At 72.3% G+C, this 20,308-nt stretch carries 22 protein-coding genes; 11 read left to right on the forward strand and 11 right to left on the reverse strand.

The features are described from left to right. Positions 1-150: 150 nt before the first annotated feature. The 7 genes from AB0G52_RS21310 to AB0G52_RS21340 all read right to left on the reverse strand — a co-directional run bounded on the left by AB0G52_RS21310 (position 151) and on the right by AB0G52_RS21340 (position 7,005). Positions 151-1,503, reverse strand: a complete 1,353-nt coding sequence (locus tag AB0G52_RS21310) for a nucleobase:cation symporter-2 family protein (protein ID WP_361337887.1) — start codon at positions 1,501-1,503, stop codon at positions 151-153. Positions 1,504-1,623: 120 nt separating this feature from the next. Next, the gene (locus tag AB0G52_RS21315; RefSeq protein ID WP_361337889.1) at positions 1,624-2,991 is read right to left on the reverse strand and encodes an FAD-dependent oxidoreductase; all 1,368 of its coding nucleotides are present in this window, start codon (positions 2,989-2,991) and stop codon (positions 1,624-1,626) included. A 123-nt stretch (positions 2,992-3,114) separates the two neighbouring features. Continuing rightward, a complete protein-coding gene (locus tag AB0G52_RS21320; RefSeq protein WP_361337891.1) occupies positions 3,115-3,807 on the reverse strand; it encodes a helix-turn-helix domain-containing protein in 693 nt (230 codons plus the stop codon). 135 nt (positions 3,808-3,942) lie between these two features. Then, entirely contained in the window at positions 3,943-4,665 is a 723-nt protein-coding gene (locus tag AB0G52_RS21325) for an HAD-IA family hydrolase (protein WP_361337893.1), read from the reverse strand. Then, entirely contained in the window at positions 4,662-5,357 is a 696-nt protein-coding gene (locus AB0G52_RS21330; protein WP_361337895.1) for a phosphatase PAP2 family protein, read from the reverse strand. The genes AB0G52_RS21325 and AB0G52_RS21330 overlap by 4 nt, the downstream gene beginning before the upstream one ends. A gap of 56 nt (positions 5,358-5,413) precedes the next feature. After that, positions 5,414-6,349: a M56 family metallopeptidase gene (locus AB0G52_RS21335; RefSeq protein WP_361337897.1), complete on the reverse strand. Its 936-nt coding sequence runs from the start codon at positions 6,347-6,349 to the stop codon at positions 5,414-5,416. 95 nt (positions 6,350-6,444) lie between these two features. After that, a complete protein-coding gene (locus AB0G52_RS21340) occupies positions 6,445-7,005 on the reverse strand; it encodes a DUF5134 domain-containing protein (RefSeq protein WP_132887692.1) in 561 nt (186 codons plus the stop codon). A 208-nt stretch (positions 7,006-7,213) separates the two neighbouring features. Here AB0G52_RS21340 and AB0G52_RS21345 point away from each other — a divergent pair, with 208 nt between their 5' ends. Both AB0G52_RS21345 and AB0G52_RS21350 read left to right on the forward strand, forming a co-directional pair. Then, positions 7,214-8,860, forward strand: a complete 1,647-nt coding sequence (locus AB0G52_RS21345; RefSeq protein WP_361337898.1) for an FUSC family protein — start codon at positions 7,214-7,216, stop codon at positions 8,858-8,860. Beyond that, positions 8,857-9,477: a MarR family transcriptional regulator gene (locus tag AB0G52_RS21350; RefSeq protein WP_361337900.1), complete on the forward strand. Its 621-nt coding sequence runs from the start codon at positions 8,857-8,859 to the stop codon at positions 9,475-9,477. The genes AB0G52_RS21345 and AB0G52_RS21350 overlap by 4 nt, the downstream gene beginning before the upstream one ends. A 10-nt stretch (positions 9,478-9,487) precedes the next feature. On the opposite strand, the gene AB0G52_RS21355 is transcribed toward AB0G52_RS21350, so the two are convergent. After that, positions 9,488-9,880 (reverse strand): VOC family protein, encoded by a 393-nt coding sequence (locus AB0G52_RS21355; RefSeq protein WP_132887436.1) that lies wholly within the window; start codon positions 9,878-9,880, stop codon positions 9,488-9,490. Positions 9,881-9,997: 117 nt separating this feature from the next. Here AB0G52_RS21355 and AB0G52_RS21360 point away from each other — a divergent pair, with 117 nt between their 5' ends. Continuing rightward, positions 9,998-10,537, forward strand: coding sequence for a GNAT family N-acetyltransferase (locus AB0G52_RS21360; protein WP_132887437.1), 540 nt, complete (start codon positions 9,998-10,000; stop codon positions 10,535-10,537). 63 nt (positions 10,538-10,600) lie between these two features. Here the strand turns inward: AB0G52_RS21360 and AB0G52_RS21365 are convergent, their stop codons facing one another. Then, complete coding sequence (locus tag AB0G52_RS21365) at positions 10,601-11,284, reverse strand: glycerophosphodiester phosphodiesterase family protein (protein WP_132887438.1); 684 nt, start codon at positions 11,282-11,284, stop codon at positions 10,601-10,603. 412 nt (positions 11,285-11,696) lie between these two features. On the opposite strand from AB0G52_RS21365, the gene AB0G52_RS21370 reads away from it, so the two are divergent. The 4 genes from AB0G52_RS21370 to AB0G52_RS21385 all read left to right on the forward strand — a co-directional run bounded on the left by AB0G52_RS21370 (position 11,697) and on the right by AB0G52_RS21385 (position 15,615). Further along, positions 11,697-13,094: a DUF6421 family protein gene (locus AB0G52_RS21370; protein ID WP_132887439.1), complete on the forward strand. Its 1,398-nt coding sequence runs from the start codon at positions 11,697-11,699 to the stop codon at positions 13,092-13,094. A 41-nt stretch (positions 13,095-13,135) separates the two neighbouring features. Further along, positions 13,136-13,882, forward strand: coding sequence for an SDR family NAD(P)-dependent oxidoreductase (locus tag AB0G52_RS21375; RefSeq protein WP_132887693.1), 747 nt, complete (start codon positions 13,136-13,138; stop codon positions 13,880-13,882). Next, positions 13,879-14,952, forward strand: coding sequence for a low specificity L-threonine aldolase (locus AB0G52_RS21380; RefSeq protein WP_132887440.1), 1,074 nt, complete (start codon positions 13,879-13,881; stop codon positions 14,950-14,952). The genes AB0G52_RS21375 and AB0G52_RS21380 overlap by 4 nt, the downstream gene beginning before the upstream one ends. Before the next feature lie 69 nt (positions 14,953-15,021). Next, positions 15,022-15,615: a transglutaminase family protein gene (locus AB0G52_RS21385; RefSeq protein ID WP_361337904.1), complete on the forward strand. Its 594-nt coding sequence runs from the start codon at positions 15,022-15,024 to the stop codon at positions 15,613-15,615. Positions 15,616-15,694: 79 nt separating this feature from the next. Here the strand turns inward: AB0G52_RS21385 and AB0G52_RS21390 are convergent, their stop codons facing one another. Both AB0G52_RS21390 and AB0G52_RS21395 read right to left on the reverse strand, forming a co-directional pair. Continuing rightward, entirely contained in the window at positions 15,695-16,423 is a 729-nt protein-coding gene (locus AB0G52_RS21390) for a lysophospholipid acyltransferase family protein (protein WP_132887442.1), read from the reverse strand. Between the two features lie 188 nt (positions 16,424-16,611). Then, positions 16,612-17,028 (reverse strand): DUF4395 domain-containing protein, encoded by a 417-nt coding sequence (locus AB0G52_RS21395; protein WP_361337906.1) that lies wholly within the window; start codon positions 17,026-17,028, stop codon positions 16,612-16,614. Between the two features lie 106 nt (positions 17,029-17,134). Here AB0G52_RS21395 and AB0G52_RS21400 point away from each other — a divergent pair, with 106 nt between their 5' ends. The 4 genes from AB0G52_RS21400 to AB0G52_RS21415 all read left to right on the forward strand — a co-directional run bounded on the left by AB0G52_RS21400 (position 17,135) and on the right by AB0G52_RS21415 (position 20,298). Beyond that, complete coding sequence (locus tag AB0G52_RS21400) at positions 17,135-17,548, forward strand: thioredoxin family protein (protein WP_132887694.1); 414 nt, start codon at positions 17,135-17,137, stop codon at positions 17,546-17,548. 208 nt (positions 17,549-17,756) lie between these two features. Continuing rightward, complete coding sequence (locus tag AB0G52_RS21405; protein ID WP_132887444.1) at positions 17,757-18,266, forward strand: flavin reductase family protein; 510 nt, start codon at positions 17,757-17,759, stop codon at positions 18,264-18,266. Positions 18,267-18,485: 219 nt separating this feature from the next. Then, positions 18,486-19,283, forward strand: coding sequence for an electron transfer flavoprotein subunit beta/FixA family protein (locus tag AB0G52_RS21410; protein WP_132887445.1), 798 nt, complete (start codon positions 18,486-18,488; stop codon positions 19,281-19,283). A gap of 52 nt (positions 19,284-19,335) precedes the next feature. Beyond that, complete coding sequence (locus AB0G52_RS21415) at positions 19,336-20,298, forward strand: electron transfer flavoprotein subunit alpha/FixB family protein (RefSeq protein WP_132887446.1); 963 nt, start codon at positions 19,336-19,338, stop codon at positions 20,296-20,298. The last annotated feature ends 10 nt before the right edge of the window (positions 20,299-20,308 follow it).

Here is a 20,308-nt window from a genome sequence, read left to right on the forward strand (position 1 = left end):
GGTCGCAGCACCAGGGCCTGTCTGACAATTCCCGTCGTCGCCCGGAGGGCGGCCTCGCGGCGTCAGGTGCGTGCTCTGGGGGTCCCCCCGGCCGAAGGCTGGGGGAGCGTGCATGGCGTCGCGAGGCAGGCGGGAATTGTCAGACAGGCCCTAGGCAGGGCCGGCTTCGGTAGGGACGGTCGCAGGGGTCGGACCTGCCTTCGCCGGACGGTGGTTGAAGAGCAGGTTCAGGACGATCGCCGTCAGGCAGCCCGCGCTGATGCCGCTGTTCATCACCGTCTGGAACCAGTCGGGGAACTTCCCGTAGACCGCAGGCACCCCGACCGGCAGCAGGCCGACCGCCACCGACACGGCCACCACCGTCAGGTTGTTGTTGCCCTGGAAGTCGACGGTCGCGAGCGTGCGCAGACCGCTCGCCGCGACCGTCCCGAACATCACCAGACCCGCACCGCCCAGCACCGGCGCCGGAATCGCCGCGACCACCGCGCCCAGCTTGGGCAGCAGGCCGAGCAGCACCAGGATGCCGCCGGCCGCCGCGACCACCCAGCGGCTGCGCACCCGGGTCATGCCCACCAGACCGACGTTCTGCGCGAACGCCGTGTACGGGAAGGTGTTGAAGACACCGCCGAGGACGGTCGACAGCCCGTCGGCGCGCAGCCCGTCGGCCAGGGACCGCGGCTCGACCGCCCGTCCGGTCAGTTCGCCCACCGCGATCAGGTCACCGGCCGTCTCCGTCATGGTCACCAGGGCCACCACCAGCATGGAGACGATCGCCGAGACGTGGAACGTCGGCGTGCCGAAGTGGAACGGCGTGCTGATGCCGAGCCAGTCGGCGTCCGCGACCCCGCCGAAGTCCGTGAACCCGAGGGGCACGGCCACCGCGAGGCCCGCCGCGATGCCGGTCAGGACGGCGATCCTGGCCAGGTAGGCGGGTGCGAACCGCTGCACGCCGATCACCACCGCGAGCACGAAGGCGGCCAGTGCCAGGTTCTTCGGCTCCCCGAAGTCCTTGGCGCCGGTGCCGCCCGCCGCCCAGTTGCCCGCGACCGGCAGCAGGGAGAGACCGATGACCAGGATCACGGTGCCGGTGACCAGGGGTGGGAAGAAGCGCAACAGCCTGCCGAAGACCGGCGCGAGCAGCATGATCGCCAGGCCGGCCACGATCACCGAGCCGTAGATCGCGGGCAGCCCGCCGCCCGTCGTACCGATGAGGACCATCGGCGAGACCGCCGCGAACGTACAGCCCTGCATGATCGGCAGCCGTACGCCGAACCGCCCGACACCGACGCACTGGATGAGCGTCGCGATCCCGCACACCAACAGATCGGCGGTGATCAGGTACGCCAGGTCGGCCGGCGACAGCTTCATCGCACCGCCCACGATGAGCGGCACGGCGACGGCGCCCGCGTACATCGCGAGCACGTGCTGCAGGCCGAACGCTGCCAACTGCCGTACGGGCGGGACCTCGTCGACGGGGTGGACGGGTGCGGTGGTCGTGGCCACGGGGACTCCAGAGCGGGGACGACATCCGGACAGCACCAGACCGTAGGCGGCTTGAACGGTTTGTTGATTTCTGGAGGGTTGCCGATACGTGTCGAGCCCGCCGGGGCGCGATCGGATCCGCTACGACTCCGTGCGCACCGCTGCCTGCCGTGACCCCGTCCGCGCCGCTCCCAGCAGGGAGTCCCAGTCGGCGAGCTTGACCACGCTCCGGCCCAGCCGGGCACCGAGCGCCGCCTCGGCCCGCTCGATGGCCTGCCAGCCCGTCCACTCGACCGGCTCGACGCCCTCCGCGCGCAGCGCGGCGACCGGATCCCGCGCCACCTCCCTGCGCAGCAGCACGGGGGCGTCCGCCAGCAGGGACGTCACCGTCTCCTTGGCGTCGGGCCGGTTGGTGCCGATGACACCGGTCGGACCCCGTTTGATCCAGCCCGCCACGTAGTCACCGGACACGCCGAAGCAGCTGTGCAGGACGCGGCCCGCCTCGTGCGGCACGGTCCCGCTCTCCTCGTCGAACGGGAGCCCGTCCAGCGGCACGCCGCGGTATCCCACCGAACGCAGCACCAACTGCGCCTCGACGGTCTCGTAGCGGCCGGTGCCCCGCACACCGCCGCGCCCGTCCGGCTCGGTGCGTTCGAAGAGCACCCCGCCCACCCGGCCGGCGTCGTCGAGCACTTCGACCGGGCGCAGGAAGAAGCGCAACCGGATGCGGCGGTCGCCCGCCCCGCCGCCCTCCCCCCAGCCGCGCAGCACCTCCACGTTGCGGCGCTGGGCGGCGGGCAGCGCGGACGGCTCGGCGCAGTCCGGGTCGAGTGCCAACTCGTCCGGCTCCACCGTGACGTCGGTGTCGGGCAGGCCGCCGAGCTCGCGCAGCTCCTTGGTGGTGAACCGGGCCTGGGAGGGACCCCGCCTGCCCACCACGTGGACCTCTCTTATCCGGCTTCGCGTCAGCGCCGTCAGGGCCGCCTGCGGCATGTCCGTCGGGCTCAGCTCCGCCGCGCCCCGGGCCAGCATCCGCGCCACGTCGACCGCGACATTGCCGACCCCGATGACCACCGCAGACCGGGCGTCGCGTACGAATCCGGCGTCGACGGCGTCCGGATGGGCGCTGTACCAGGACACGAACTCGGTCGCCGACCAGCTGCCCGGCAGGTCCTCGCCGGGGATCCCGAGCCGCCGGTCGGTGGCCGCCCCGACGCAGTACACCACCGCGTGGTAGAGCTCCCGCAGCCGTTCCACCGGCACTCCGCCCGGCCCGCCGACCCGCACCCCGCCGAGGAACCGCACCCGCTCGTGCTCCAGGACGGTGCGCAGGTTGCCCTGCAGGGACTTGATCTTCTCGTGGTCCGGGGCGACCCCGTACCGCACCAGCCCGAACGGGCAGGGGAGCCGGTCCAGGACGTCCACCCGCACCGTGGAGTCGAGTTGGACGAGGTTCTGGGCGGTGTAGCACCCGCTCGGCCCGGAGCCGACGACGGCGACACGCAACACGAGGAGACTCCTTGCCCGAGGGGCTGGTGGCTCCAGCATCCCACCGGCCCGGGGACCTCGACAGGGGCCGCAGGAGTGAAGCGGACGCGGGTCGACGTGCGCGGAGTGTGATGATGTTATCGCTCAGTGGTGTCTGTCATCGCTCGTGGGGTCCTGCCGGTGATCCGTCCGGTCCTCCGTGGCGAAGAACCGGGACAGGTCCCGCCGTCCGGCCGACGGCGCGGAACCCGGCGGAAGGCCCAGCTCCCGGCCGAGGCCGTAGCGCGCGAAGAGCTCCGCCCGCAGGACCGGTACGGGCATCGGGGCGCCCGGGACCAGTGCCGCGTACACCGCCCCCATCAGCAGGGCCCGCAGCATAGGGTAGTCGGTCGTCACGTTCTGCGAGCCGTACCGGGCGACGGTGTCGCCGAGCAGCTCCGCCAGCCGGCGCTGCTCGGGGCACTGCACGAACCCCTCGGCCTGGAGCAGCCCCGCCATGTGCTGACGCATCAGCACCGGCCGCTCGTCGGCGAGGCCCAGGATCGCGTCGATGGCCCGCGCCAGCCGTTCCCGGCCGTCCTCGGTGTGCGGCTCGTGCTCCAGCGCCTCTTCCAGCGTGCGGTGCATCAGCCGGTGCACGGCGGACTGGACCAGCTGTCGCTTGCCGGGGAAGTAGTACGACACCAGCCCGCGTGCCGACCCCGCCCGGTCGGCGATGTCGCCCAGCGTGGTGGCCTCGAAGCCGTGCTCGTCGACCAGCTCGACCGCGGCCTGCAGCAGCCGCTCCCGGGAACGCCGGCGCAACTCTTCATTGACCGATGCGCTGCGCGGGGACATCCTGGAACTCCTGCGTTGACTGGCTGCCAGCCAACTATAATCGACGCGGCGGGCACCGCACTGCGCGGGGCCCGGTCAGGGCTGCCGTCCGCCCGGGGCGACACGGGGGAGCGTCTCGGGCGGACGCGCGGCAGGTCAGGCCTGTGTGGGCGTGGCCGGTCGGCGGGCCACGCCCACCAGATCGAGGACCGGCAGCAGCGCGTCCGGCCGCTCGTCCACCGGCAGGTGGTCCACGAAGTGCACGCGGCACCCGAGCGCCGCCGCCCCGCCGTCGGCGGCCCTGCTGTCCCCGACCATCACCGTCCCGGCCGGCTCGGCCCCGAGCGCGTCCAGGGCGACCGCGAAAAGCCGCGGGTCCGGCTTCTGGACCCCGTGCTCGTAGGACATGACGTACGTGTCCACGTACGCGTCGAGCCCGTGCGCGCGGAAGACCGGGCGCAGGTCCCAGCCGATGTTGCTGACCACGCCGATGCCGACGCCGTGCCCGCGCAGCGTGCGCAGCACCTCCTCGGTGTCCGGGTACGGCGTCCACGCCGCCGGGTTCATGTGCCGCTCGTAGAGCGCGTCGTGCAGGGCGGGGTCCGGCAGTGGCACCCGACGGGACAGGCCGGTGTACGCGGCCCGGTGCAGTTCCGCGCTCTCGTCCCGCACCGCCCATACCCCGGCCAGTTCCTCGGGCAGCGCGACCGGGTTCGCCCCGCCGGGCAGTGCCCCGGCCACCTCGAGCGCCCGGGCGGCGTCCAGCACCTCCCCCTCGGGGCAGTCCACTTCGGCTGCGGAGAGCACCGCCCGCAGCCAGGACTCGGTGGACTCGACGCGGAAGAGGGTCCCGGAGAAGTCGAAGAGCACGGCAGTCATGCGCCGGACTCTACCGACGGCCCCGGCTGCGCATGCCCCCGGCCGCCGTGCTCCCACTCGTAGGCCAGCACCGCCAGGGCCACCACCAGCGCGCCGAGCAGCCAGCCGCCGAGCACGTCCGAGGGCCAGTGCACACCGAGCCAGACCCGGGTCACCCCGACGCCGGTGACCGACACCCAGGCCGCCACCAGCGCCGTACGCCACACCGCACGGCCGGTGCCGCAGCGGTGCAGCAGCCACAGCAGCAGGCCGCACACCACCGTCGCGGTCATCGTGTGACCCGAGGGGAAGGCGGCGTAGTGCGCCGAGTCCGCCGGGTCCGGCCACTGCGGGCGCGGACGGCCGACGGCGGCCTTGAGGGACTGCTGGGCGACCGTGCCCAGCGCACAGGTCAGGGCCAGCCACAGCGCGGTCCACCAGGCCGCGTGCCGCCACACCAGCCACGCCGCGACGGCCGCGCAGAGCAGGCGCATGGTCAGCGGGTCCCAGACCCAGTCGGCGAGGACGCGCAGCACATGGGTGGTGTCCCGGTCCGCCACGGCCCAGCGGTGGGTGGTGCCGGCGATGCTCTCGTCCACCGCGAGAAGAGGCGGCCACTCGCCGGCGACGAGGGCGAGCAGCAGCGCCGAGGACAGGGCCAGAACGGCGGTCGTGAGGAGCGGGGCGGGACGGTCGCTGGGTGCGGGTGGCATGGCGTGATCTTTGCCGAATCATTGCCCGAAGGCCAATCGGTCTGCCGGACAAGGCGTTACCCGAGCGCGCGCAGCCCCGGTACGAGCGCCACCAGCACGGGGATCACCGGGACCAGGGTGGCCGTCGCGGTCAGCCGCAGCCGGTGCCGGGCGGGGAGCCGGTCGGGGGCGGTGAGCAACCGCTGGACACGTTGCGGGACATGGGCGTGCAAGCTGGGTCCGGGACCGAACACGCCCCGGTCCTCGTTGAGTTCGACCAGGGCGAGCGCGGTGGTGAGGCGGCCGTGCCGCCGGGAGGCCATGTCGTCGGCGGCCAGCTCGACCAGGCGGTGCATCTCCTCGCGGAACGCGGCGAACACCGGGATCTGCGGGAACCCGTCCGCCAGCGCGGCCGAGCAGTGCAGCAGCCAGTCGTGCCGGGCCTGTGCGTGCCCCTGCTCATGGGCGAGCACCGCGTCCAGCCGGCGGCCCTTCAGTCGCCGTAAGGCGGCCGTCGTGACGACGAGCCGGGGCGCCAGGCCGGGCAGCCACCACGCGTCGGCACGCTCGCCCTCCAGGACGACGAGCCGCCCGCCCGCCGGTTCCTCACCGGGCAACAGCGGCGCCCGCAGCAGGAGTTCGGCCCGCCGACGGCGCAGCCGGGCCCTGGCCCGCAGTACCTCGCGCACCAGCATCGCCCCGCTCCACAGCCCCGCGCAGGCGAGGGCCACCGCGGTCGCCGCCGCCCACGGCCCGTCCGTACCGAGCGGGTAGGCGTCCGCCACCCCGCTCGGGGCGGTAGCGAACACGTGCCCGCGCACCGCCCGCCAGGCCGCCGCCGCGCTGAGCGTCATCGACAGCCCGCAGCACAGCAGAACGGCCGCCACCACGCACTGCCACGTCCACAGGGCGACCACCGGCTCCCGCTCCGTCCAGTCGGCGCGGGCGAGCAGCCGCGGGCCGACGGCGGCGGTCAGGGCGCCGAGCAGCAGCAGTGCCACAGGGACCATCATGGCCAGCACCCTATGAGCGGGGAACCGCACAGGGGTACAGCCCGTGGTGCCAAAGTGACGCAAGCAACGTGCGCGCCGCGAGAGCCGTCACTTCCTCACAGTGCCAGCAGCATCGCCACCATGCCGATCCCCATCGACAACCGGCACGCGCGGGCCAGTTCGGGCCGGTCGCCCCAGCCGGCCGCGTCGGCTCCGGCGGCCCCGGCTCCGGCGGCCGCCACCGCGCCGGGCACCAGCCGCGCCCCGGCCAGCAGGACGTAACCGGTGAAGTAGAGGAGCAGCAGCCCGGTCAGCAGCGGGACTCCGGAGCCGCCGTGGTGGTGGCCGCCGGGGGAGGCCGCCATCACGACCGCCATGTAGACCATCGCCGCGGCCCCGACCAGGTGGTGCAGATGGTGCGGGCCGCCGCGGACGCTCCACAGCGCGCGCAGCGCCGCCGCCCCGAACACCGCCGCGTACAGGGGCCAGGCCCACCCCGGCGGGGTGAAAACGGTCGGGGGCACGGCCATCGCGGCCATGCCGAACCCCATCAGCGCCTCACCGCCCGCGGCGCGCCGCTGCGCCTCGACGCTGCTGCGCATCCGCAGCAGACAGTAGGCCCCGGTCGCCGCGCACAGCGCGACCAGCAGCCAGCCGGGCGAAGCCGGTCCGTGCACGCGCACCTCCCCGCTCGACGTCGCATCGATGGATGCGATGCCCCGGCCGGGCAGCGCGCACGCCAGCGCAAGGGTGTACACGGGGAGCATTCGACGGAGCACGGCGGGTGAGCAGGGGCTGTCGGCCGAGTCGTGCCGAAGGTGCCGGACGTGCCGGTCCGGCCGTTCTAGGTGCTTTACGAGTAAAACACATGCTAAATTGATTGGTATGAGCACCGCGACCCGTCCTCTTCCCCTCGCCGGGGTGCTGCGCCTCGGCCGGCCCTCCGACATCTGGTTCAAGCCCGCCCTCAGCGTGGTCGCCGCGGTCGCCCCGCCCAACCTGGTCCTGCTGGCCCTCGGCCGCCTCGACCTGGCGATGTACACGATGGCCGGATCGCTGTGCGCCCTGTACGGCCACAACCGTCCCTACCCCGCCCGTGCCCGCACGCTGGCCGGGGTGATCCTCGGCATGGTCGCCGGTCTCGCCGTGGCCCTCAGCACCGCCGCGCTCACCACGAACGCGGTCGTCCTGGTCACCGTCGGCGCCCTCCTGGCCGCCGTGCAGAAGGCCCTCTGCGACGCCGCCCGCGTCGGCCCGCCCGGGAACGTGGTCCTCACCTTCATCAGCTCCGCCTCGCTGTTCGCGCCGCAAACCCCCGGCCAGGTCCCCGGGCATGTCGCGCTGGCCCTGGCGACGGGCGCCTGGGCCTGGCTCGTCGGCATGGCACCGGGGCTGCTGCGCCCGCACGGTCCGGAGCGCCGGGCCACCGCACACGCCCTCGACGCCACCGCCGCCTACGCCGACACGCGCGGCACGGCGGACGGCCACGCGAAGGCCCGCGCCGCCGCGGCCGCCGCCGTACAGGCCGCCTGGCAGTCCCTGCTGGCCACCGGTGCCCGCACCGACCGCACCCGCCGCGCCCTCGAACACCTCGTCGTCCGCGCCGAGGTCGCCCTCGCCGCACCCGCCGACGCCGACCCGGCCCCCCTCCGCGGCTGGGCCCGCGCCCTGCGCGGCACCGGACGCGTCCCCCGGGTGGCCGGAGCCGACGACGAACTCCTCGGCCTCGACGCCGAACTCGCCGCGCCGCACCGCCCGTTGTGGCGCCGACTGGGCCCGCTCGCCCCCCTCGCCGCCCGCACCGCGCTCGGCTGCGCGCTCGCCGGTTACGCCTCCCTGGCCCTCGGCGTCGGCCGCCCCTACTGGGCGCTGGTCACCGCCGCCTCCCTCTACCAGGCCAACGTCACCCTCACCTGGAGCCGGGGCGTCCAGCGCGTCGTCGGCAACGTCCTCGGCGTCCTCGTCTTCGCCGCCGTCGTACCGCTCGCCCATCTGCACCCGGCCGTCCTGGTGCTGTGCTGTCTCGCCTTCAACTTCGGCGCCGAGGCGCTGATCAGCCGCAACTACTGGCTCGGCAGCGTCTGCGTCACCCCCATGGCCCTGCTTGTCACCGAGTTCGCCCGCGCCCAGGACGCCGGACAGCTGATCACCGAACGGGTCGTGGACACGCTGGTCGGCGCGCTCGTCGGCTTCGGCACGGCGGTCGTCGTCACCAACCGCCGGGCCGGCGACCGCCTCGAACACGCGCTGACCGCCGTCGAGCGGGCCCGTGAACAGGCCGCCCGCCTGCTCGCCGAGCCGCAGCCGGCCCCTCGAGCCCTGGAAACCGCCCGGCGCACCCTGTCCGCCGCCCTCGCCGAACTGCGCGCCACGGCCGACGCCGCGTCCGGCGAGTGGTGGCAACGCGCGCTGCCCCAGGAGCGGGTCGTGCTCGCCGAACAGTCCGGACACCGTACGCTCGCCGCGACGGTACGACGCCAGGGACCGCACACCTGGGACAGCGCGAGGACAACGGAGGACGTACGGCCATGACGGCGACCCACGGACGACCGGCGGCCGACGGCGGGGCAGGGACGGAAGCGGCAGGCAGCGGGGCACGGAGCGCGGCCGGCGAGACCACGCGGGGCCCGGTCGGGATCGCCGGCCGGGACGACACCGTCGCCGCGGTCGTCCGGCAGTGGCGGTCCGTCCATCCCGACCTGGACACCGGACCCATGGAGGTGATCGGCCGGATCAACCGCTGCGCCGCCCTCCTCCAGCAGGCCGAGGACGCTCCGCTGCGCCGGGCGGGCCTCAGCCGCCCCGAGTTCGACCTGCTCGGCGCGCTGCGCCGCACCGGCCATGAGCTGACCCCGAGCGAACTCGCCAAGGAGACCTTCTCCTCGGGCGCCGCCGTCACCAAACGCCTCAAGCAGCTCACCGAGCGCGGCCTGGTCGAGCGGCGCGGTGACGCCCGGGACCGCAGGGTCGCCCACCTCCGCCTCACCGACGCGGGCCGTGAACTCGTCGACGGCGTCCTGCCCGAGCAACTCGGCTACGAGACGGCCGTCCTGTCCGTCCTCGCCCCGCAGGGCCAGGGCGAACTCGCCGGGCTGCTCGCCGAGTTGCTGGGCCGGCTGGAGGGCAGGATGGGCGCGCTGCGGGCCTGAGCCCCTGCCGTCAGATCCCCGGCCGGTAGCGCAGGGGGTGGTCGGCCGGGACCTCCACCAGCACGATCCGGATGCCGTCCGGGTCGGTGATCCACATCTCGACCAGGCCCCATGGCTCCCGCACCGGCGGCCGTGCGATCTCGACGCCCTTCGCCGCCAGCTCCTCGTGCGCCGCCGCGGCGTCCGCGACCTGGAGCCACAGCTGCACGGCCGGCGCCGCGGCGGCGTCCGAGCGCCCGGAGACCTCCAGGAATCCGCCGCCGAGGAAATAGACCGTGCCCCGCTCCGGCCCCGTACCGAACTCGCGGTAGACGGGGAGGCCGAGCTGCTCGCCGTAGAAGGCACGGGAGCGCTCGGGGTCGGTGGGGTGGACCAGGGTACGGCTGCTGAGTACGTGCACCATGGGACCGGAGCGTAGTGCCCGGCCGCGGACGATCCCCGGAACGCGGAGCCGGACGGCGGCGATAGGCTCGTCCCCGGCTCACCGCGCCCGAGATCGGAGAACCCGCCCATGGAGCCCATGGACAACGCCCCCGCCGCACTGGCCTTCCGTGCCGCCACCGACGCCGACGTGGACGTGCTGGTCGCGCTGATCGAGTCGGCCTACCGGGGCGACGCCAGCCGGGCCGGCTGGACCACCGAGGCGGACATCCTGGACGGGCAGCGGACCGACCCCGAGGGCGTCCTCCAGGTGATCAAGTCGCCGGACAGCGAACTGCTCACCGTCGAGCGGGACGGCCGGGTCGTCGCCTGCTGCCAGCTCGAACACCGCGGCACCCACGCCTACTTCGGCATGTTCGCGGTCAGCCCCGCCCTCCAGGGCGCCGGCCTCGGCAAGGCCGTCATCGCCGAGGCGGAGCGCCGGGCGCGGCAGAACTGGGGCGCCACGGAGATGCACATGACGGTGATCTCCGTCCGCGACGACCTGATCGCCTGGTACGAGCGGCGCGGCTACCGCCGTACGGGAGAGATGACCCCGTTCCCGTACGGCGACGAGCGCTTCGGTATCCCGCTGCGCGCCGACCTGCGGTTCGAGTTGCTGGTCAAGCCCCTGGTGTGACCCTCGGGCAATGTCACCCTCGGGCGCTGTGAGCTCGGGCGCTGTGACCTCAGCGGTGTGGCCTCAGGCGGTGAAGCGGGCGGTGCGCTTGATCTCCGGGTAGTCGGTGGTCGCGCCGTCCAGCTGCAGGGCGCGGACCAGCCGCAGCTGGTCCTGGGTGTTCACCACCCAGCCGATCACCCGCAGGTCCGCCTTGCGGGCGTGCTCGACGACCTCCAGGGTCAGCCGCCGGATGTTGAGACAGAGGGTCGCCGCCCCCGCCTCCCGGGCCCGCTCCACCACGTCGGTGCCGTACCGGCTGGCGATCAGCGCGGTCCGTACCCCCGGCACCAGCCTGGCGATCTCGGCGACGGCCTCGTCGTGGAACGAGGACACCTCCACCCGCGACACCAGGTCCCGCCGCTGCATGACCTCGGCCAGCGCGCGGGCCGCCGCGACGTCCTTGATCTCGGCCTGCAGCGGGGACTGCACCGCCTCCAGGACTTCCTCGAACACCGGCACCCGTTCACCCAGGCCCGCGTCAAGGGCGCGCAGTTCCTCCAGGGTCTTCTCGGCGATCGGGCCGGAGCCGTCGGTCGTGCGGTCCACCTCGGCATCGTGCATGACGACCAGGGCGCCGTCCTTGCTGAGGTGCAGATCGAGTTCGATCAGGTCGAGGCCGGCCTGCTGCGCGGCGACGAAGGAACGGAGGGTGTTCTCGGGCTCGACGCCCATGACTCCGCGATGACCGATGGTAAGGAAGTTCAAGATTCATCTCGCTTCCGTCGACGGCGGCGGTGGGGGTGCGCGCGGACCGTACGACGGGACGTCGCTGTCCACGCGGCTGGGCGCAGCCTAATGGCCGCCCGTCACGATGAACCCGTATGTACACGGGGGGATTGGAGCGCCGGGCGCGCGGCGTCTGGCCCCTGACCCCACTGGCGGTCACCCGGGGGTGGGCGCGTTGCGCCGTGCATTGACCGGCCGGATCCATGCGGTGCCCCGGAGCTGACGCTCCCTCACCTCCCGTAGTGGATGTGACTGCATTCACGGTTTCACACAGGAAAAAGCGCGGTGAAGGTGCGGTGGTGCAGGATAATTTCCTGAGAGCCCTCTTGCTGGGAGAAACCCCGTATGCATACGGTGTCCTTACGGAAGCATCTCCCGTGGAGGATGGATCATGACGGAAATTCTTGTGCAGGTGGGCTCGGAGGAGCAGGTTCCTCCCGTGACCAGGGTGGTCGAGCACCCCGCGTGGCCCGTGCTCAAGAATGCCGTGGAGCGGATCCGGCCATGGCAGTCCAAGGACGGTTCCATCGACTTCGCCGCCGAGGGCGCGCCGGCCCGCGGTGACGCCGGGCGGGCCGTGGACGTCGTGATCGATGCCGTGGAGGAGCTCTCGCCGCTGCTGCCGCACGACGCCGAGTACCACCGGGCGCTGGTCCGTGACCTCCGCGCGTGGGCCGGCGGCGGCTTCCAGGTGCCCGACTTCCTGGACTCGCTGCTGGCCTTCCAGCCCGCCGCGAACCGTGCGGACGGCCTCCAGCACCTGGTCGTCTTCCCGATGTACACGCAGAACGGCAACCCGGACCGCAACCTGGAGGCGGTCGTACTGCGCATGGTCTGGCCGGACTGGCTGGCCGAGCTGGAGCGCACCCGCTACGACAACCCGCTGTTCTGCGGCATCAAGTTCGAGGACTTCACGGCCGGCTACGACACCAACTCCGCCGTCCTCTTCCCTGAGACCATCGCCGTGCGCGAGGCGCCGGAACGTTTCTCTTGGGGTGGCATCTTCTGCGACCGCGAGGCCGCCCGGTTCCGCCGGGTCACCGACGCGGCCGTCGGCATCCTGGGCCTGAACCTGCCCGAGGACATCGCCGCCATGGTCCACGACCAGAAGCGCTGCGAAGAGGCCTTCGTGCTGTGGGACATGGTCCACGACCGCACCCACAGCCACGGCGACCTGCCGTTCGACCCGTTCATGATCAAGCAGCGCCAGCCGTTCTGGATGTACGGCCTGGAGGAGCTGCGCTGCGACCTCACCGCCTTCAAGGAGGCCGTCAAGCTGGCGGCCGACGGCGTCCCGCAGGCCCGTGACGTGCAGTACGCGGTGCTCTTCGACCGCATGTTCCGCTTCCCGGTCACCGGCGACCGGGTCCGCAACTACGACGGGCTCGGCGGCCAGCTGCTCTTCGCCTACCTGCACAAGCACGACGTGGTCCGCTGGACCGACAACAAGCTCGCCATCGACTGGGAGCGCGCCCCGCTGGTCACCAACCAGCTGTGCGGCGAGATCGAGAAGCTGTACAAGGACGGCATCGACCGCCCGAAGCTCGTCCACTGGTTCGCCGGCTACGAACTGGTCGCCACCTACCTCGCCCCGCACCCCGGCTCCAAGTGGGCCAAGGGCCCGGACGCCCTGGACCTGAGCCTGCCGCCGCGCAAGCTCGTGGACGACGTGCTTCCGGACGAGTTTCCGCTGAGCATGTTCTACGAGGCCCTGTCCAAGAAGCTCAAGACGGTGATCGCCGAGACCAAGGGCATCACCGCGGACAGCGCCGAGCCGGTCGCCGCGTGAGCGAGCGGCCGCGGAACTCCGCTCAAGAGGGGAAGCACATGGTGGGCAACGGGTCTCTCAGTGGTGCGGTGATCGCGGTGGCCGGCGCGGGCGGCCCCGCGGGCCGGGCGACGCTGCTGCGTCTGGCGGAGGCGGGCGCGACCGTCGTGGGGGCGGACAACGATCCGCAGCGGCTGTCGGAGGCCGTGGACGCGGCCCGCTACGCGTCCGGCGGCGCCAGCGTCATCGGGGACACGGTCGACCTGCTCGACCTCCGGTCCACCCGGGACTGGGCCACCCACGTCGAGAAGGACTTCGGCCGCGTCGACGGCCTGGTGCACCTGGTCGGCGGCTGGCGGGGCAGCGAGACCTTCACCAAGACCAGCCTGGACGACTGGGACTTCCTGGAACTGCTGCTCGTCAAGACCGTGCAGCACACCTCCCTCGCCTTCCACGAGGCGCTGCAGCGCAGCGAGCGCGGCAGGTACGTGCTGATCAGCGCGGCCGCCGCGAGCAGGCCCACCGCGGGCAACGCCGCGTACGCCGCGGGCAAGGCCGCCGCGGAGGCGTGGACGCTCGCCCTGGCCGACTACTTCCGCAAGGCCGGGGGGCCGGAGGGCCCGACCTCGGCCGCTGCCATCCTGGTGGTGAAGGCGTTGGTGCACGACGCGATGCGCGCCGAGCGCCCCAACGCGAAGTTCGCGGGCTTCACCGACGTCAAGGACCTGGCCGAGGCCATCGAGGGCGTCTGGAGCAAGCCCGCCGCCGAACTGAACGGAAACCGTCTGTGGCTGACCGAGAAGCCGTGAACCCTCCCAAGACCGACGCGCGTCGCCACCACGACCCGCAGGTCCGCGGTTTCGCCAGTGACAACTACGCCGGTGCGCACCCCGAGGTGCTGGCCGCCCTGGCCCTGGCCAACGGCGGCCACCAGGTGGCCTACGGCGAGGACGAGTACACCGAGAACCTCCAGCGGATCATCCGCAGCCACTTCGGGGCCACCGCCGAGGTCTTCCCGGTGTTCAACGGCACCGGGGCGAACGTCGTCGCGCTCCAGGCGGTCACCGACCGCTGGGGTGCGGTGATCTGCGCCGAGAGCGCGCACATCAACGTCGACGAGGGCGGCGCCCCCGAGCGCATGGGCGGTCTCAAACTGCTCACCGTGCCCACCCCCGACGGCAAGCTCACCCCGGAGCTCATCGACCGGCAGGCGTACGGCTGGGACGACGAGCACCGGGCGATGCCGCAGGTCGTGTCCATCACCCAGAGCACCGAGCTGGGCACCCTCTACACCCCGGACGAGATCCGCGCGATCTGCGAGCACGCCCACGCGCACGGGATGAAGGTGCACCTGGACGGCTCCCGGATAGCCAACGCGGCGGCCTCCCTGGACGTGCCGATGCGCACGTTCACCAACGCCGTCGGCGTGGACATCCTCTCCCTGGGCGGCACCAAGAACGGCGCCGTGTTCGGCGAGGCGGTCGTGGTGATCAACCAGGACGCGGTCAGCCACATGAAGCACCTGCGCAAGCTGTCCATGCAGCTCGCCTCCAAGATGCGCTTCGTGTCGGTGCAGCTGGAGGCCCTGCTCGCCAGGGACCTGTGGCTGCGCAACGCCCGGCACGCCAACGACATGGCCCAGCGGCTCGCCGAGGGCGTCCGTGCCGTGCACGGCGTGGAGATCCTGTACCCGGTGCAGGCCAACGGCGTCTTCGCCCGGCTCCCGCACGACGTGAGCCTGCGCCTGCAGAAGCGGTTCCGGTTCTACTTCTGGGACGAGGCCGCCGGCGACGTGCGCTGGATGTGCGCCTTCGACACGACCGAGGAGGACGTGGACGCGTTCGTGGCCGCGCTCAAGGAGGAGATGGCGCGCCAGTAGATGCATAGATATGCGGTCACCCGAAAAGTCATTGACGCTCGGGTGGCCGCTTTTCTATGCTCTGCCGCCATGGAGCTGATCCAGAACAACGCCGACCTGTCCGCATATCTGGCCGCCGACGAGGCGATCGACCACCACCACCCGGCGGTGCGCGAGGCGGCCGCGAGGCTGGCGGGGGAGGCCGAGGACTCGTATGCCTATGCGCGGGCGGCCTACGAGTTCGTACGGGACGCGATCCCGCACTCCGCCGATTCCGGCGACCCCCGGGTCACCTGGCGCGCCTCGGACGTCCTGGAGCAGCGCACCGGCATCTGCTACGCCAAGGCCCACGCCCTCGCCGCCCTGCTGCGGGCCGAGGACATCCCGGCGGCCCTGTGCTACCAGCGGCTGGCGCACGACGACGGCGCGGGCTGGGCGGTGCACGGTCTGGTCGCCGTCCGCTTCCACGGCGCCTGGCACCGGCAGGACCCGCGCGGCAACAAACCGGGCGTCGACGCCCGCTTCTCCCTCGACGGCGAGCGGCTCGCCTGGGTCCCCGACCGGGAGCGCGACGAGGTGGACTATCCGTTCCTGTACGCCGAACCGCACCCGGCCGTGCTCGGCGCCCTGAAAGCGGCACGAGACCGCCCCCACCTCTGGAAGACACTGCCCACGGCGCTCTGAGACGGGACGGACGGCACCCGCGCGCACGATGGTGCGGCGCTGGGGCGCGGGCCGAGGCGGTGGGGTGGGGCGGTGGGGCTCAGACCGCCTCGGCTGCCTTCAGCTGCTCCGGGGTGGGGGCCGAGCCGCCCAGGTGGGCCGGGAGCCACCAGGTGTCCGTGGTGTCCTTCGGGCGGGCCGGGTAGGCGCGCTGGGCGGCCTCCAGCAGCTCCTGGACGCGGCCGCGCAGCCGGCGGGTGATGGCGCCCGCGTACTGGTCGCGGGGCGCCTCGACCGGCTCGCCGACCCGGATGGTGACGGGGAGGTGGTTGCGCTTGAAGTTGCGCGGCTGGCCCTTGGTCCAGATGCGCTGGGTGCCCCACAGCGCCATCGGCACGAGCGGCACCCCGGCCTCCTGGGCGAGGCGCGCGGCGCCCGACTTGAAGCTCTTCAGTGTGAAGGACTGGGAGATGGTGGCCTCCGGGAAGACCCCCACGATCTCACCGGACTTCAGCGAGGCGAGCGCGTGCTCGTAGGCCGTCTCGCCCTGCGCGCGGTCCACCGGGATGTGCTTCATCCCGCGCATCAGCGGACCCGAGATCCGGTGCCGGAAGACCGACTCCTTCGCCATGAACCGCACCAGGCGCTTCTGCGGCAGTGCCGCCAGGCCGTCGAAGACGAAGTCGAGGTAGCTGATGTGATTGCTCACCAGCACCGCACCGCCCGAGCGCGGGATGTTCTCCGACCCCTGGCAGTCGATCTTCAGATCCCAGACCTTGAACAGCGTCTTGGCGAAACCGATGACGGGACGGTAGACCAGCTCTGCCATGGGTGGGGCGGACCCTTTCTGCTCTGCCTGGGAAAGGGGCTCCCGGCGGGAGGTTACGCAGCCGTAGGTTTTACGGCGTCTCGCAGATCGTGCCCGAAGAACGGACGGGGAGCCAGCCCTGGTGCCGGGGAGCGGCGAGATCCTCGTCACGTTGGCCTAGTGATCCGCCTTGTCCTGTTCACCGCCCTTTACTCCGCGCGTACCGTCAGCCTCCGCACGAGCAGGAACACCTCGCACCCCAGGCAGTACCCGAACGCCGCGTTGAGGAAAGCCGCGGCGAGCGCGGCCCCGGTCGCCGCCAGTCCCAACCACGCGGGGCCGAGGGCGAATCCGACCAGACCCAGCCCGGCGAAGACCAGCCCCACCGCCTGCGCGAACCGGGGCGGCTCCGGCGCCTCGAACTCCGTCGGGGGAGCGAGCCGCGGGCGTACGACGGTCCGGAAGACCCAGCCGTACGGTGAGCGGCCCACCCCGCCGGCCGCGCCGCACGCGAACGCCAGCGTCTGCCAGGCCAGGATCCAGGGGGTGCGGGTGATCAGTGCGGCGGCCAGCACGACCGTCGTCACGGCCGCGCCGAACCGCGGCCCACGTGCGTCGATGTCCATGAACCAAGGATTCCGCCCCGGAGGCCGCGGTGGGAGCCGGGAATCTTTGCAGTCTCGTGAACGCTGCTGCCGGTGACGGGCCGCCGCGTGTCAACCTGTCCGGATGGTGACCGGACTGGTGGTGTGCGTGGCGGTGCTCGCGGCGGCGGGCGTCTACGGAGTGCTGCACAGGCGGCGGAGCGGGAGGATACGGGTGCGCGGGCGGGACGAGGGAAAGCGGCTGGGAGCGGCCGAACTCGGCGGCGAACTGGGAGAGCGGGCCACGCTGGTGCAGTTCTCCAGCGCGTTCTGCGCCCCCTGCCGGGCCACCCGGCGGGTCCTGGACGAGGTCGCGGGGATGGTCCCCGGCGTGGCGCACGTCGAGATCGACGCTGAGGCGCGTCTCGACCTCGTGCGCGAGCTGGACATCCTCAAGACGCCCACCGTGCTGGTGCTCGACGCGCAGGGACGGGTGGTGCGCCGGGCCAGCGGACAGCCCCGCAGGGCGGACGTCATCGCGGCGCTGGGAGAGGCGGTCTGACGGTCGTGCCGGTGACGGTGAGGCAGCTCCCATATCCCGGGACGTACTTGACTGGGCGCACCACCTATCGTCAGCCTGACCGTATGCCTCAGGAAATCCTTCTCTTCGGACGGGTCCACGTGGACCTGGCACGCACCGCGAGCGCGCGCTGTCCGGGTCGTTGAGCAGCTACGGCCCCGAAGACCGCCTCCCTCAGAAGGAAAACTCCATGACGGCCACGCCCGACCTCGGCACGCCCCAGCTCGCCTCTCCCGATCTGCTCCGCTCCGCCTTCCGGCGGCACGCGGCCGGCGTCGCGGTGATCACCGCATCCGGCGCCGACGGCCCGGTCGGCTTCACCGCCACCTCCCTGGTGTCCGTCTCCGCCGAGCCGCCGATGCTCTCCTTCGGCATCGGCACGGGCGCCTCCAGCTGGCCCGCGATATCGACCGCCGAGCACATCGGCGTCCACATCCTCGGCGAGCACCAGGCGGAGCTGGCGGCCACCTTCGCGCGCAGCGGCGCCGACCGCTTCGGGGCGTCCACCGGCTGGCGCGAGGGGCACGCGGGTGTCCCCGTGCTCGACGACGTCCTGGTCTGGCTGGTGTGCCGGATCGTCGCCCGGGTCCCGGCCGGCGACCATCGCATCGTGCTCGCCGAGGTGGTCCTCGGCGATCCCTCCCGGGCCGGCCGCCCGCTCCTCTACCACCAGGGCGGCTTCAACGGCCTGCGGGATTGATCACGCGTCCCTGGTTCCGCTCCGGCGTCGAGTTCCGGTTACGCTGCGTTGCGAAGGTCACAGTTCAAAGCGCTTGCTTAGCGGGAACGAACTTAGTGTACTGACGAGTAATATTTCGTTCGGAGCGCGCGGCCGCCCCGACCGGGATCGGCCGCTTCAGGAGCCTATGCTGCCTGCAAGAGGCAGCCCAGAAAAAGACGATGCAGTAGGAGAGCCGGCGTGAGCCTGAGGATCGTTGTCACTGTGAAGTACGTGCCCGACGCCACTGGCGACCGGCACTTCGCCGATGACCTGACCGTCGACCGTGACGACGTGGACGGTCTGCTCTCCGAGCTGGACGAGTACGCGGTCGAACAGGCGCTGCAGATCTCGGAAGACCGTCAGGAAGCAGGCGACGACGTCGAGGTCACCGTCCTGACCGTCGGTCCGGAGGACGCCAAGGACGCGCTGCGCAAGGCGCTGTCGATGGGTGCGGACAAGGCGATCCACGTCGAGGACGACGACCTGCACGGCACCGACGCGATCGGCACCTCGCTGGTGCTGGCGAAGGCCATCGAGAAGGCCGGCTTCGACCTGGTGGTCTCCGGTATGGCCTCCACCGACGGCACCATGGGCGTCGTCCCGGCGCTGCTGGCCGAGCGCCTCGGCGTCCCGCAGGTCACCCTCCTCTCGGAGGTCTCGGTCGAGGACGGCACGGTCAAGGGCCGCCGGGACGGCGACGCCGCCTCCGAGCAGCTGGAGGCGCAGCTTCCGGCCGTCGTGTCGGTGACCGACCAGTCGGGTGAGGCGCGGTACCCCTCCTTCAAGGGCATCATGGCGGCCAAGAAGAAGCCGGTGACCTCCTGGGACCTGTCCGACCTCGACATCGAGGCGGAGGAGGTCGGTCTGGAGGGTTCCTGGACCAAGGTCGAGGACGCCGCCGCGCGTCCGGCCCGTACCGCGGGCACGATCGTCAAGGACGAGGGCGAGGGCGGCAAGCAGCTCGCCGAGTTCCTCGCGGGCCAGAAGTTCATCTGAGCCCCGCAGCCGCCGACCGCACCTCAACTTCGTTTCGCAGGAGAGCAATCCCATGGCTGAAGTCCTCGTCTACGTCGATCACGTGGACGGTGCCGTCCGCAAGCCCACCCTGGAGCTGCTGACCCTGGCCCGCCGCATCGGCGAGCCCGTCGCGGTCGCCCTCGGTGCGGGCGCCGCGGAGACCGCCGCCGCGCTCGCCGAGCACGGCGCGACCCGCGTCCTCACCCACGAGGCGTCCGAGTACGCCGACTACCTGGTCGTGCCGAAGGTCGACGCGCTCCAGGCCGCCGTCGCCGCCGTGTCCCCGGCCGCCGTGCTGGTCCCGTCCTCCGCGGAGGGCAAGGAGATCGCCGCGCGTCTGGCGCTGCGCCTCGGTTCGGGCATCATCACCGACGCCGTCGACCTGGAGGCCGGCGACGAGGGTCCGGTGGCCACCCAGTCGGTGTTCGCCGCCTCCTTCACGACCAAGTCCCGTGTCTCCAAGGGCACGCCGGTCATCACGGTCAAGCCCAACAGCGCCGCCGTGGAGGCCGCCCCGGCCGCCGGTGCGGTCGAGGCGCTCGCGGTGACCTTCTCGGACAAGGCGACCGGCACCAAGGTGACCGGCCGTACCCCGCGTGAGTCGACCGGGCGTCCGGAGCTGACCGAGGCCGCGATCGTGGTCTCCGGCGGCCGTGGCGTCAACGGCGCCGAGAACTTCGCGATCATCGAGGCCCTCGCCGACTCCCTCGGCGCGGCCGTCGGCGCCTCGCGTGCCGCCGTCGACGCCGGCTGGTACCCGCACACCAACCAGGTCGGCCAGACCGGCAAGTCCGTCTCCCCGCAGCTGTACATCGCCAACGGCATCTCCGGCGCCATCCAGCACCGCGCGGGCATGCAGACCTCGAAGACGATCGTGGCCGTCAACAAGGACGCCGAGGCCCCGATCTTCGAGCTGGTCGACTTCGGCGTGGTCGGCGACCTCTTCGACGTCGTCCCGCAGCTCACCGACGAGGTCAAGGCCCGCAAGGGCTGACCGCCGCCAG

This window comes from Streptomyces sp. NPDC021562 (genome assembly GCF_040640875.1).
In the GTDB taxonomy this organism is placed as follows: Bacteria; Actinomycetota; Actinomycetes; order Streptomycetales; family Streptomycetaceae; genus Streptomyces.

Coding starts and splice junctions, on each gene's coding strand:
- AB0G52_RS21350 (WP_361337900.1), top strand. CDS start 8,857: ATGACGGCGACCCACGGACGACCGGCGGCCGACGGCGGGGCAGGGACG.
- AB0G52_RS21395 (WP_361337906.1), bottom strand. CDS start 17,028: ATGGACATCGACGCACGTGGGCCGCGGTTCGGCGCGGCCGTGACGACG.
- AB0G52_RS21320 (WP_361337891.1), bottom strand. CDS start 3,807: ATGTCCCCGCGCAGCGCATCGGTCAATGAAGAGTTGCGCCGGCGTTCC.
- AB0G52_RS21405 (WP_132887444.1), top strand. CDS start 17,757: ATGACGGCCACGCCCGACCTCGGCACGCCCCAGCTCGCCTCTCCCGAT.
- AB0G52_RS21390 (WP_132887442.1), bottom strand. CDS start 16,423: ATGGCAGAGCTGGTCTACCGTCCCGTCATCGGTTTCGCCAAGACGCTG.
- AB0G52_RS21385 (WP_361337904.1), top strand. CDS start 15,022: ATGGAGCTGATCCAGAACAACGCCGACCTGTCCGCATATCTGGCCGCC.
- AB0G52_RS21360 (WP_132887437.1), top strand. CDS start 9,998: ATGGACAACGCCCCCGCCGCACTGGCCTTCCGTGCCGCCACCGACGCC.
- AB0G52_RS21370 (WP_132887439.1), top strand. CDS start 11,697: ATGACGGAAATTCTTGTGCAGGTGGGCTCGGAGGAGCAGGTTCCTCCC.
- AB0G52_RS21355 (WP_132887436.1), bottom strand. CDS start 9,880: ATGGTGCACGTACTCAGCAGCCGTACCCTGGTCCACCCCACCGACCCC.
- AB0G52_RS21335 (WP_361337897.1), bottom strand. CDS start 6,349: ATGATGGTCCCTGTGGCACTGCTGCTGCTCGGCGCCCTGACCGCCGCC.
- AB0G52_RS21415 (WP_132887446.1), top strand. CDS start 19,336: ATGGCTGAAGTCCTCGTCTACGTCGATCACGTGGACGGTGCCGTCCGC.
- AB0G52_RS21330 (WP_361337895.1), bottom strand. CDS start 5,357: ATGCCACCCGCACCCAGCGACCGTCCCGCCCCGCTCCTCACGACCGCC.
- AB0G52_RS21325 (WP_361337893.1), bottom strand. CDS start 4,665: ATGACTGCCGTGCTCTTCGACTTCTCCGGGACCCTCTTCCGCGTCGAG.
- AB0G52_RS21345 (WP_361337898.1), top strand. CDS start 7,214: ATGAGCACCGCGACCCGTCCTCTTCCCCTCGCCGGGGTGCTGCGCCTC.